Source organism: Plantibacter sp. CFBP 8775 (assembly GCF_014839505.1).
In the GTDB taxonomy this organism is placed as follows: domain Bacteria; phylum Actinomycetota; class Actinomycetes; order Actinomycetales; family Microbacteriaceae; genus Plantibacter; species Plantibacter auratus.
Window position 1 is genome coordinate 1,252,028 of record NZ_JACYNV010000001.1, and the last position, 13,189, is coordinate 1,265,216.

The 13,189-nt window shown below is 69.4% G+C and carries 8 protein-coding genes; 7 read left to right on the forward strand and 1 reads right to left on the reverse strand.

Going from position 1 to position 13,189, the window contains the following annotated elements; translation table 11 throughout:
* Window positions 1-48: 48 nt before the first annotated feature.
* A complete protein-coding gene (locus IFR14_RS06020) occupies window positions 49-546 on the reverse strand; it encodes a DoxX family protein (RefSeq protein WP_191940567.1) in 498 nt (165 codons plus the stop codon).
* A gap of 217 nt (window positions 547-763) precedes the next feature.
* Here IFR14_RS06020 and lysS point away from each other — a divergent pair, with 217 nt between their 5' ends.
* From lysS to IFR14_RS06055, 7 genes are all read left to right on the forward strand, one after another.
* Window positions 764-2,284, forward strand: a complete 1,521-nt coding sequence (gene lysS / locus IFR14_RS06025) for a lysine--tRNA ligase (protein WP_086474544.1) — start codon at window positions 764-766, stop codon at window positions 2,282-2,284.
* A 41-nt stretch (window positions 2,285-2,325) separates the two neighbouring features.
* On the forward strand, window positions 2,326-2,472 hold the full coding sequence (locus tag IFR14_RS06030; protein WP_157579829.1) for a hypothetical protein: 147 nt from the start codon (window positions 2,326-2,328) through the stop codon (window positions 2,470-2,472).
* Window positions 2,473-2,612: 140 nt separating this feature from the next.
* Window positions 2,613-2,810, forward strand: a complete 198-nt coding sequence (locus IFR14_RS06035) for a hypothetical protein (RefSeq protein ID WP_194718988.1) — start codon at window positions 2,613-2,615, stop codon at window positions 2,808-2,810.
* 78 nt (window positions 2,811-2,888) lie between these two features.
* Entirely contained in the window at window positions 2,889-4,358 is a 1,470-nt protein-coding gene (gene cls / locus IFR14_RS06040; RefSeq protein WP_137242235.1) for a cardiolipin synthase, read from the forward strand.
* A 75-nt stretch (window positions 4,359-4,433) separates the two neighbouring features.
* A complete protein-coding gene (locus tag IFR14_RS06045; RefSeq protein ID WP_191940568.1) occupies window positions 4,434-8,012 on the forward strand; it encodes an SdrD B-like domain-containing protein in 3,579 nt (1,192 codons plus the stop codon).
* 174 nt (window positions 8,013-8,186) lie between these two features.
* Window positions 8,187-11,702, forward strand: coding sequence for an SdrD B-like domain-containing protein (locus tag IFR14_RS21360; protein WP_191940569.1), 3,516 nt, complete (start codon window positions 8,187-8,189; stop codon window positions 11,700-11,702).
* Between the two features lie 179 nt (window positions 11,703-11,881).
* Entirely contained in the window at window positions 11,882-13,018 is a 1,137-nt protein-coding gene (locus IFR14_RS06055) for a baeRF11 domain-containing protein (protein WP_137242232.1), read from the forward strand.
* Window positions 13,019-13,189: the final 171 nt, after the last annotated feature.

Consider the following 13,189-nt stretch of genomic DNA (forward strand, 5'->3'; position numbering starts at 1 on the left):
ATCGCGCCGCCCGCCCCACCCGAGTCCGGGCAGGCGTGCGGGCCCGTGTCAGCGGCTGCGGCGGCGACGGATCAGCGCGTCGATCGCGAATCGGCCCGGGCCGGCGAGGGTGAGCGCGAGCGACGCGAGCGCGAGCAGCATGACGTACTCGAAGCCACCGTCGGCGGCGTAGAACCCCGCCGGCAGGTGCACGAGCACCATCGCCACGGCCATCGTCACCGCGAGCAGGGCGCCCACGATGCGCGTGCCGAGGCCGATGATGAGCAGCAGGCCACCGACCACCTCGAGACCGGCGACGACGACCGCCGCGACCTCTGGAGCCGGGATGCCCAGCCCGGCGAACCCGGAGGCGACGCCCGGGATGGAGTCGACGAGGAACTTCTGGAGCCCGTGCGCGATGAAGACCACGCCGAGGGCCAGGCGCAGGAGGAGGAGACCGGCGTCGATCCCCGCCTGTCCGCGCGGCGCGGCGGGGGAGGCCGGGACCGGTGGGACGGTGGTGGCTTCACGGTGGTCGGTGTGCTGGTGGTCGGAGAGCGTCGTCATGACGAGCCTTTCGAGTTCGTTTCCGGCGTCGGTGCCCCCGATCGGGACTCCTGTCCTTCGAGCCAAGCACGGCCCGGGCACCCGGCGATGTCCTCCGAATGGTTGTTCGCAGACCCTTGTCAGGGCGTCGATAGCCGGTTCATAGGAAACCGGCCGTGCGCGCGGCCCGCACGGTCCCCGGTAAACTCCAGTGACCGCACGAGGAGAATCCCACCGCATGACTGACACGACGCCAGAGCCGATCGACGACGCAGCAGAGCAGGCAGAGCTCTCCGAGCAGAAAGCCGTCCGGCTCGCGAAGCGCCAGCGCCTCATCGACGAGGCGACGTCGGGTGCCGGTGGCGCCTACCCCGTCACCCTCCCCATCACCGACACGATCCCGGCGGTGCGCGCCCGCTTCGGTGAGCTCCAGCCCGACGAGGCGACGGGCGTCACGGTCGGCGTCGCAGGCCGCGTCGTGCACCTGCGCAACACCGGCAAGCTCTGCTTCGCCAGCCTGCAGTCGGGCGACGGCAGCCGCATCCAGGCGATGGTGAGCCTTGCCAGCGTCGGCGACGAACAGCTCGCCGCTTGGAAGGAACTCGTCGACCTCGGCGACCACGTCTTCGTCTCCGGCGAGGTCATCTCCAGCCGCCGCGGCGAACTGTCGATCATGGTGGCCGAGTGGACCATCGCGGCGAAGGCGATCCTGCCCCTGCCGAACCTCCACAACGAGCTGAACGAGGAGACGCGGGTCCGGAGCCGGTACCTCGACCTCATCGCCCGCGACCAGGCGCGCAAGAACGTGCTCGACCGCGCCAAGACGGTGGCCAGCCTCCGCCAGACCTTCACCGAGCGCGACTTCGTCGAGGTCGAGACGCCGATGCTCCAGGTCATGCACGGTGGAGCCTCGGCCCGCCCCTTCGTCACCCACTCGAACGCGTTCGACACCGAGCTCTACCTGCGCATCGCGCCCGAGCTGTACCTGAAGCGCGCCGTCGTCGGCGGCATCGACCACGTCTACGAGATCAACCGCAACTTCCGCAACGAGGGCGCCGACTCCACGCACAGCCCCGAGTTCGCCATGCTCGAGGCGTACGAGGCCTACGGCGACTACGGGACCATGGCCGACCTCACGCAGACCCTCATCCAGAACGCCGCGCTCGCGACGAGCGGGAGCCACGTCGTCACCTGGGCCGACGGCACGGAGTTCGACCTCGGTGGCGAGTGGGACCGCATCTCGATGTTCGAGAGCCTCTCCGCCGCCGCTGGTGTCGAGATCACGCCGCAGACGCCGATCGAGGAACTCAAGGCGCTCGCCGAGCGTGAGGGCGTCGAGGTCCCGCACCCCATCCACGGGAAGTACGTCGAGGAGCTGTGGGAGCACTTCGTCAAGGGTGGCCTCGAGCGCCCGACCTTCGTCATGGACTTCCCGGTCGACACGAGCCCGCTCGTGCGCGCCCACCGCTCCATCGAGGGCGCGGTCGAGAAGTGGGACCTCTACGTCCGCGGCTTCGAGCTCGCCACCGGCTACTCCGAGCTCGTCGACCCGGTCGTGCAGCGCGAACGCTTCATCGAGCAGGCGAAGCTCGCCGCGCAGGGCGACGTCGAGGCCATGCGTCTCGACGAGGAGTTCCTGCGTGCGCTCGAGTTCGGGATGCCGCCGTCCGGCGGCATGGGGATGGGCATCGACCGACTCCTCATGGCGCTGACCGGTCTCGGTATCCGCGAGACGATCCTCTTCCCCCTGGTCAAGTAGCGGCCACCCGGCAGCACGACCACCGACAGTCAGGCGCGACGATGAGCATGATGGACCCCGGCGACCACCAGGACCCGAAGAAGCAGGGGCCGACGACGGCGCGCATCACGATCTGGATCGTGGTCAGCGGGATCGGCCTGTACCTCGTCGTCAGCGGTCTGTGGGGCGCCCTCGCCGGAGGCTCCTGAGGCCGCTGCGCGCTCGTTCGGCATCGGGCGACCACTTCGTTCCGGTCCCTGAGCGAATCCTCCGGTCCCTGAGCGAACCCTCCGGTCCCTGAGCGAACCCTCCGGTCCCTGAGCCTGTCGAAGGGCGGTACGATTGACGAGTGATCGAAGACTACTGGCTCAACGCGCTCTGGTCGCTGCTGCCCACCGTGGTCGTCGGCATCATCTTCTGGGTCGTCATGCGCGCCATCCTGCGGTCCGACCGCAACGAGCGCAAGGCGTACGCGCAGGTCGAGGCGGAGCAGCGCGCGAAGCTCGGTCTCCCGCCGGTCGAGCCCTCCGCCCCTCGCGAGGTCTGACCCGCCCGTATCACGCGGCTAGGTCACCCCACAGCTGTCCGGCATGGTCAGTAGGCTGGAGCCTCGGCAGCTGAGCGGATGGGCGACATGACGATCGAGTTCTCCTGGAACTGGCTGGGCATCACGGCCCTCGTCCTGGACTTCATCATCCGTGTCATCGCGGTGATCGTCGTCCCGCGCAACCGGCGCCCGACCGCGGGGATGGCCTGGCTGCTCGCGATCTTCCTCATCCCGTACGTCGGTGTCATCGCCTTCCTCCTCATCGGCAACCCGAAACTCCCACGGGTGCGCCGGCGGAAGCAGTACGACATCAACGTCTACATCCGCCAGACGACCCGCGACCTCGTCAAGGCCAACCTGACGTCGAACGCGCCGGCCTGGTTCCGGTCCGTCGTGACGCTCAACCGCAACCTCGGGTCGATGCCGCTGCAGGGCGGGAACACCGCGAGTCTCATCGGCGACTACGAGGCCTCGCTCCACGCCATGGCCGACGAGGTCGACCGTGCCGAGCAGTTCGTGCACGTCGAGTTCTACATCCTCACCTGCGACCGCACCACGAAGCCGTTCTTCGACGCGCTCGAGCGCGCGGTGGCCCGCGGTGTCACGGTCCGGGTGCTGCTCGACCACTTCGCGAGCTGGCGGACCCCCGACTACAAGCACACGCTGAAACGCCTCACCGCGATGGGTGCCCAGTGGGCGCTCATGCTGCCGCTCCAACCGTTCAAGGGCAAGTTCCAACGTCCCGACCTCCGGAACCACCGCAAGATGGTGATCGTCGACGGCGCGGTCGCGTTCATGGGCTCGCAGAACATGATCGACCGGAGTTACAACAAGCCGGGCAATATCAAGCGTGGTCTCCAGTGGCAGGAGCTCATGACGCGGGTGGAGGGCCCCGGGGTCGCGGGGATCAACACGATCTTCCTGAGCGACTGGTACAGCGAGACGGGCGACGTCCTGTCCCACGAGGTCGGCCTGCTCGAGGCCCGACCGGTGGGAGACCTCGAGCTGCAGGTCGTGCCGAGCGGGCCGGGGTTCGACGGCGACAACAACCTCAAACTGTTCCTCACACTCATCTACGCGGCGCAGCGGCGCATCGTCATCACGAGTCCGTACTTCGTGCCCGACGAGTCGTTGCTCGCAGCGGTCACGACGGCGGTCCAGCGTGGTGTGCCGGTCGACCTGTTCGTCTCGGAGATCGGCGACCAGGCGATGGTGTGGCACGCGCAGCGCTCCTACTACGAGGCGCTCCTGCGAGCCGGCGTGCGGATCTTCCAGTACCCGGCGCCGTACATCCTGCACGCGAAGCATTTCACGATCGACGACGACGTCGCCGTGATCGGGTCGAGCAACATGGACATGCGTTCCTTCGGTCTGAACCTGGAGGTCTCGCTCATGGTCCGCGGGCGCGAGTTCGTCCAGGAGATGCGCGGCGTCGAGGACGGGTACCGGGAGATCAGCAAAGAGCTGACGCTCGCGGAATGGTTGAAGCAGCCCCTCCGGTCGACCGTGCTCGACAACCTCGCCAGATTGACGTCAGCGCTGCAGTAACTGATATGTGTCGTTTCCAACAGATATATCTGTCTGATATTCTCGCAGGGTTCACCCCCTCGAGAAAGCGACTCCATGTCACTTCTGTTCTCCCCGCCACGCGCACTCGCGGCCTGCACTGCCGTTGCGGCAGCAGCTGTGATCGGCTTCGGCGCGATCGTGCCTGCGTCGGCCGCGACCGATCCGCCGACGACCGACGACACCTCGTCGGCGTCTCCCGAGGCGCCGGCGGCGCCCGACGCTGAGCCCGCGGCTCCGACGGCGGTCGTGCCCGACGCGGGACCGCTGACCCTGTTGACCAAGCTGCAGCGCACCGTCACCGGTACAGCGCCCTTCGACGACGATGCAGGGCCCGGTCGAGACACCAGCGGCGAGGATCTCATCGTCCGCTCGCACGACACCGTCTCGTACCGGATCGAGGTCCAGGTGAACGGCACGGCTCAGGACGGCGTGGTGACGATCCGTCAGGAGCTCCCTTCGGGCATGACCTGGCCTGCCGTCGGGTCGCTGCCCGGCTACTGTGGCGACGGTTCGGTCGTGAGCGACGATGCGCGCACCGTCGACTGCGTCGTGCACGAGGTCGCACCGAACTCCGTGTCGACCTACGACCTGATCGCCTCCGCCAGCACGGCACTGCCCGACGGAACCGTCCTGCCGGCTCCGGCGGACGCCATCCAGGTGTCGGCCGCCGACGCGACGAGCGGGCAGGCCGCGTCTTCGACGGTGACGCCGGACGACCTCGTCATGAGCACGGGTCCCCGCCTCAATCTCGGCGTCAAGCGGCACACCACCGACCAGGTCGCGGTCAACGCGGAGGGGGTCAGGGGGTACCGCGTGTACTTCGACACGTTCCTCGACCTCGCCGACTACAACGCAGCCGGCGGACTCGGCGCACGGGGCCAGTCGGCCATCGTCGGTGACGTGACGTTCGACATCGATCTGTCCGACTTCAGCGACCATGCCGAAGCCGTCGATCTGGCCGGGCAGCGGTGCGCGCTGAACCCCTACGACGGCAATGCGTTCCCGTGGAGCGCCGGCGGTGCGGAGAACACCGTCACCGACTCGGGTACCTGGACGTGCACAGCCGATGCGGCGAACCCGCAGCTGATCCACGTGGTCGTTTCCGGTGCCGACCTCAGCGCGGATCACGTCCCGACGAAGACCGCCTCCGGCGCCAACATCACCACCCGGGGCTACGTCGCGATCGGCAAGTTCGCGGTCTTCGTGCCGCACACCGACGTCCCGTCCGACGGAAGCATCGACGCGCTCGTCACCCTGCGAGACCTCGTCGCGTTCGGCGAGAACGCAGCCGGTGAGCCCATCGCGAACCGTGCGGAGCCGCTGACCGACAACACCGTGACGACGCGCCTCACCCGACGCGTGGGAACGGGCCACAGCACGCGGTATCTCGACAGCGCGTCCAACCTCACCAAGGTCCCCGGCCAGAGCACGGTCGGTTCCGGAGACGGTCCGGTGACCAGCGGGCAGACCTTCGTCGCACACACGGCCGTCATCAACTCCTCGGTGGAGGCGCCGATGACGGGCGCGATCGTGTGTCAGGTCTTCGACCCCAAGACCCAGTTCGTCGCGACCGCGGGTGCCAGCGCGCCTCCGGTCACCGTCCGGGCGAGCGGGGCGGCCGACGGGTTCAACCCGAGTCAGGTCATCGTCGAGTACGGCACGACGCCGGTCGTCGACGCCACTGCCGACGACGAGACCCGCTGGAGCGGCCTCGACGCCGCGACCTGCGACGATTCAGACGACACCTGGACCGCGAACTGGCAGTCGCTCGATCTCAAGGACGTCACGCGGGTGCGCTACCGTCCCGTCGGCGGCGAGTTGTCTGCGGGAGCGCAGTTCAACGGGTCGCTCACGCTGCAGCTCCACGATGGTCTGCCGGTCGGCGAGACCATCATGGAGACCTACTCCGTGAAGTCCACCTCGATGTACAGCGATGACGCCGATGCGCCGACCCACTGGATCGAGGACGCCTGGTACCACGGGAAGTACAACCCGGTGCAGTCGACGAACAAGGACTTCCCCCGTGGAGACCGCCTCCTCGTCTCAGAGGGGTCCGTCGCCATCGCCAAGCGCGCGATCGCACCCGCCGTCGATGCAGGATCGCCGGCGCACGTCGCCTCAGGAGAACGTGTGCAGTTCGAACTGACCCCGCAGATCGCCAGCAAGTCCGGCCTCGCCGACTCCGCGCGCGACGTCGTCGTGGTCGACCGACTCCCGAAGGGGCTCGCCTTCGACCCTGCAGACGTCTCGTCCGCTCCGGACTCGGTGGTGACCGCGGAGGACGGCACCACCGAGCTCACCTGGTCGTTCGAGCGGATCGACCGCGGGAGCGAGCCCGTCATCACCTACTGGGCCAAGACCGACTCGACGATCGTCGGCGACCTCGTCAATCAGGTCATCGTTTCGAGCTCCGACGACCCCTCGTCGCTCGAGGAGATCCCCGAATCGCCGACGATCTCTGACGCGCACTACTCGCGCCAGACGGTCTCGCTCAGTGCCCCCGGAGGGCTGCGCATCGAGAAGTCGGTGGCACAGCAGGCGGTCGAGTCCGGCGACGACATCGACTACACGGTCGCGTTCGCGAACATGAACGCCGACACCCCGCAGCAGGGCGCCTCGTCGATCGATGTGCTGCCCTACGCCGGTGATGCACGCTCGTCGTCCGTCGAGGGTGTGCTGGCAGCAGCGGTCGAGGCACCGTCCGGTGTCACGGTCCGGTACACGGACGCCGATCCGGCGGCCGTCGCCGCGGCATCCGTCGTCGACGGCAGTGCCGGATACGGTCAGCTCCCGGCCGGTTCGGCCTGGTGCACCGCGTCCGAGCTCGGCGCCGAGGGCTGTGCCGCGTCCTTCGCCGACGTCACCGCGATCCGGATGGACGTCGATTCGCTCGCGGCCCTGGAGCGCGTCGAGGTCCGGTACACCCTCGTCTCACAGGGTGCGCCGAGCGGTGCCACCTTCTCGAACGACGCGACCGTCCGCTCGGCGACCCAGACCCTGGGGGCCCGGTCGCCGCTTGTGAGCACCCGCGTGGTGTCCTCGTCGATCGGTCAGCGTCTGTGGTGGGACACGAACGAGGACGGTCTCGACAACGACGGCCCGGAGGGGGCGCCCGGTGAGGGCGTCGCCGACGTGCCCATGCGCCTGTCCGGAGTCGACAAGTTCGGTGAGGTCGTCGAGGCCGAGACGGGGACCGACTCGACCGGCTCCTACCGGTTCTCGGGTCTCGTGTCCGGTGAATACGCGATCGTCGTGGACGTCCCGGCGAACGCGGGTGTGACCACCTTCCGCGTCGGCGACGACGACCTGCTGAACTCCGCTGTGGACGCCGCTGCGGGCGTGATGGAGGACATCACGATCGTCGATCCCTCACCCACCGGTGCGGACGGTGAGGACCTGACCTGGAACGGTGGGCTGGTCGTCGGAGCCGAGCCCCCGGTTGCGCCCGTGGATCCGCCCGGCATTCCGAAGGTCGACGAAGCTACCGCGAAGACCACCCGCGGCGACCTGGCCGAAACCGGTACGGCCTGGGTGTTCGCGGGGGCCGTGACGGCCGCGCTGCTCCTTGCGATCGGAGCCGGTCTCGTCCTCGCCCGCCGTCGTCGGATGGAGCCTGAGGCGACGGCCGAGTGATCCCATCGAAGGGGGTCGACCGCATCGCGGTCGGCCCCCTTCGTCGTGCTCCGGATGTCGCGCCCGTCCCCGACAGTCGTCCTGCATCGCAATAAAAGTTGAATATCCCACATATCAGTCGACCAATTTGTGTATCGTGTGACGGCCCCCTCTCCTCCAGAAGGTCGGACCCACGTGAACACCATCCTCTTCCGCAGGGCGCTCGGCGCCCTGTCCATCGTCGCCGTCACCGGCGGCGCCATGCTGCCGGTCACGGCACCGGACACCACCTCGACTCCCGCTGCCGCCTCGACCCAGGCGCTCGGCCTCAACACGTCACTGCAGCGCACCGCCACCGGGAGCGTTCCCTTCGATCCGGCGCCCGGTCCGGGGCTCGACGTCTCACCCGACGACGCGGTGCTGCGGTCCCACGACGCCGTGACGTACACGATCGAGGCGCAGCTGCGCGGTGCCGCCCGCGACAACCGGGTGGTCGTCCGACAGCGGCTGCCCGAAGGGTTGCAGTGGCCCACCGTCGATCAGTTGCCGGGGTACTGCGTCGCCGGATCGACGGTCAGTCCCGATCGCGCCGTCCTCGACTGCGTCCGCTCCGACGTCCTCCCGAACTCCGTGAGCGCCATCGAGCTCACCGCGATGCTCACCACCGCGCCGGCGAACGGCACCGTCATCAGCGCACCGCAGGACGGCATCGAGATCATCGCCGCCGACGCCGCCGACGGGTCCGAGATCCGGGCCAGCACGACCGCACCGGATCTGGTGGTGAGCAGCGGCCCGCGCGTCAACGTCGGCGTCCGACGGGGGCCGGTCGTCGACGGCGTGCAGGAGCAGGACGGCACGGTGGGTTGGTACATCGCACACGACACCTACCTCTCGATCACCGATTTCGGCACCGACGAGGGACGCGGCGCTCGCGGATCCGGGAACGTCGTGGGCGACGTCACCTTCGTCATCGATCTCAACGGGTATCCAGCCGGCGCGCGGCTCGCGACCGTCAACCCTGAGGGGAGGCCAGTGCCTCAGAGCTGTCTCACCGGAGCCTTCGACTCCGCGGTCTTCCCGAAGGCGGCGGGCGGAGGCGACGACGCGGTCTCGGATTCCGGGACCTGGACCTGCGAGCCGGCAGCCGACGGCCGCTCCGTCCTCGTCACGGTCAGTGGGGCCGACCTGAGCGGCGACCACATCCCGTCGCGGTCCGCCTCCGGCTCCGCGATCACGGCGCAGGGCTACCTCGCAATTGGACGATTCGGCGTGTTCGTGCCCGAGGACGACGTCCCGGCGAACGGCGCCCTGCCCGTGCGGCTGGACCTCGTCGATCTCCGTGTGACGGGTGTCGCTGCCGACGGGACGCCCCTGCCGAACGTTCCGGAGCCGTTGGCGGACAACGGCGCCACGGCGACGATCGCGCAGCGCACCGGCGGCGGAGACCACGCGAGCCGGTACTCCGACCGCCGGACCGACAACCGCATGGTGCCCGGACAGAGCACGGCCGGCTCCGGCGACGGGCCTGTCGCCGGCGGCCAGCGGTTCGAGCAGACCGTCGCCTGGAACAACACCACGACGAGTGCCTTGACCGGCGCCGTGCTCTGCGCGGTGTTCGACCCGGCCACCCAGCAGGTCGGTGAGCGTCCCGGCGGTGGTGACCCGGCGGAGTTCCGCTCCACGGCCGGGGCCGTGATCGTCGAGTACGGGACGACGCCCAGTGTCGACGCCGCGGCCGACGCCGAGACCCGGCAGTCGCAGATGGATGCGACCACCTGCGACGACGCCGACGACACGTGGGTCTCCGACCCGTCACTCGTCGACACCGACGACATCACGAAGGTCCGTCTTCGTCCCGTCGACGGCGAGCTCCCGCCCCGCACGAGCGTGACCCTGTGGGTGCAACTGCAGGCCATACCGGGCCTCGACGTGGGCACCATGATCACCGAGACCTACAGCATCAAGTCCTCCGGCAATGGTCCGGACCGGGAGTCGGCGACCGCCTGGGTCGAGGACGGATGGTGGCACGGCCGGTATCGCGCGTCCGAGGGCAACGCACAGTACCCCCGTGGTGATCAGCTGGTCGCCGCGAACGCGGCGGTCACGCTCAACAAGCGGGCCATCTCGCCGGAGGTCGCGCCTGGCGCGCCGGCACCGATCGCGGCTGGCTCACCCATCACCTTCGAGGTGCGTCCGCAGATCATCACCCCCGACGGGGTGGCCGATCGAGCTGACGCCGTGACGGTCACGGACTCCCTGCCGGCCGGGTTCCTCTTCGACGAGGGTTCGGCGACCCCGGCGGCCACGACCGTGGTCCCGCAGGCGGACGGCAGCACGCTCCTCACCTGGGACCTCGGGCGGATCCGACAGGGAGCCGAGCCGGTCATCGCCTACACTGCGGTCTCGGACCGGTTCTCCGTCGGACAGTTCCTCAATCGTGCGATCGTCGCGAGTCCGGACGACCCGGGGTCCCTGACGGACTTCCCCGCGGAGCCAGGACGACTCGACTCCCACTACTCCTGGCAGTCGATGGTGGTCACCACCCCATCCGGGCTGCAGATCGACAAGCACGTCGCCCGGTCCGTCGTCGAGTTCGGCGACGCGGTCGACGTCGACGTCGTCTTCGGGAACATGAGCGCCGGGGCCGTGCAGCGCGAGGTGCGGATGATCGACGTCCTCCCGTACCCGGGCGACGAACGTGGCTCGACCGGGCAGGGCGTCCTGGCGGGTCCGGCCTCGTCGGACGGAGCGGACCTCCGCTACACGGCGGCGCCCGGTGACGCGGTCGCGAGCCACGTCGACCCCGTCGTCGACGACGGCTTCGGCACCCTGCCGGACGGAGCGCGGTGGTGCGGGGCGGACGAGTTCGGCATGACCGGCTGCCCGGCGTCCATCGCGGAGGCGACCGCGATCGAGGCCACCGTCGCCGAGCTCGCGCCGTTCGCGCCCGTGGTCGTCGCCTACGAGCTGGCGACCACCGGTGCCGCGGTCGACGCGCGGTTCGTGAACGACGCCGTCGTGCACTCCGCGACGCAATCGCTCGGCGCACAATCGCCTCAGGTCGCGGCCCAGTTGGTGAGCTCGGCGCTCGGCGAACGCATCTGGTGGGATCTCGACGCGAACGGGCTCGACGACGACGGGCTCGACGGGACGCCGGGGCCTGGTGTCGCAGACGTCGAGCTCGAACTGACCGGCACCGACAAGCGCGGTGAGCCGGTCACCCGGACCGCCATGACCGACGCCGACGGACGGTACCGGTTCGACGCGGTCCTCTCCGGTGCCTACCGGATCGACGTGCGACTCCCGGACGACCTGGTGGCCGACGCCACGTCGCCTCGGGTCGGCGACGACGATCTCCGGAACTCCGCGATCGACCCTGCGGAGTGGGTCATGCCGGACATCGTGATCGCCGACCCGTCGCCGAGCGGAGCGGACGGCGAGGACCTCCGTTGGAACGGCGGTCTCATCGCGACCAACCCCGGGACCGGCCCGGAGCCGGAACAGCCGGGCGCGACGCCGGGTGCGCCGGAGGGCACGCCCAGCCGGGACACCGCGAGTCCGCTCGCCGTCACCGGCGCCGGGCTCACGACCGGCGCCCTCCTCGCGGCCGCCCTGCTCGTCGTCGCCGGTCTGCTCGTCCTCGCGCTGCGGCGGACGCGACGCCTCGTCGCATCGGAGCAGCCGACGGACGGCCCTGTCACGACTGAGTGACGAGGCCGTGAGTCGGGCCGCGTGATCGAGGTCCCGCGGCCCGACTCGGCTCTGAATGTCCGCAGAATCGACCCCGGATCGAGGGGTGGGCGCTCCCTATACTGGGGTCAAGTCAGGCCCACGACGGCGTCGCCTGCTCCCGGTCGACCCTTCGCCTGACGCGATCGAAGGAGGCATCAGTGCACCACACCGATATTCCGACCCGCTCCGACATCGTCGAGCTCGCCACCGCTCGCGAGCCGGGCAGCGTGTCGATCATCCTCGCGACGAGCACCAACCCCTCGGATACGAGCCATATCCGCCTGGACCTCAAGAACCAGGTGAAGGTGGCGGTCGAGCAGCTGACGGCCGCGGGAGCAGACCGGGCGGCGATCGCGACGTTCACGCAGCAGGTCGACGACCTCCAGGAGGATCCGGACTTCCTCCGCTACCTGTCGTCGAGTCTCGCGCTGTACATCAGCCCGAGCCTCACGCGCTACTTCCGCGTCCCGAACATCCTCCAGTCCTGCACGGAGGTCTCGGACCGCTTCTTCATCAAGCCGTTGATGCGAGCGCTCACCTTCCCGCAGTCGGCCTACGTCCTGGCACTCGCGCAGAGCGGTGTGCGACTCGTCGCCGTCTCGCGTGATCTGCCGGCCACGAGCATCGAGCTCGAAGGTGTCCCCGCCGACGTGGCTGCTGCCGCGGGTGTCGACTCGATCCGGGGTCGCGGTTCCGACGGACGCAGCCCCCAGGGACGCATCCAGGGCTCCGAGGGACAGAAGGTCCGGATGCAGGAGTACGCGCAGGCGATCAACAAGGCGTTGTCGCCGGTGCTCGCCGGCTCGAAGGAGCCGCTCATCCTCGCGGGCGCCGAACCGATGACAGGAATCTTCCGGTCCGTCTCGAGTTATAAGCACCTCGTGAAGCCCGAGATCGAGGGCAACCAGCAGGAGCGCTCGGACGAGCAGCTCGCCGCAGCGGCCCGCCCGATCCTCGACGAGCTGTACGCCGCCGAGCTGCACGCGCTGTGCGAGGAGTTCGGCACGCGCGCGTCGAACGGTCGTGCCGTGACCGACCTCGGCGACGTGGCACGCGCCGCGACGGCGAACGCGGTCGACACCCTGTTCGTCGACATCGACAGCAACCTGCCGGGCACGGTCGACGAGACCACCGGTGTCGTCACCCTCGCCGACGACGCCGACGCGACGAACTACGGCGTGATCGACGAGATCCTCCGCCGGGCGCTGCTCTCGGACGCCCGGATCCTCGCCGTCCGCGCCGACGACGTCCCCGGTGGGGGCGCCCTCGCGGCGACCGTCCGGTTCCCGGTCTGACCGAGCCGCGATCAGCCGACACCCGCAGCGCACGTGCCCGGTGCACGTGCGCTGCGGCGTTCCAGGCGGCCGAGCATCACGCCCACGGCGAACAGGGGCGAAGAGAGCTGCGGCGGTCGTTACGCTCCTACTAACGGCATCACCACCCTGCCCGGTGCCGGAGGAGAGTGA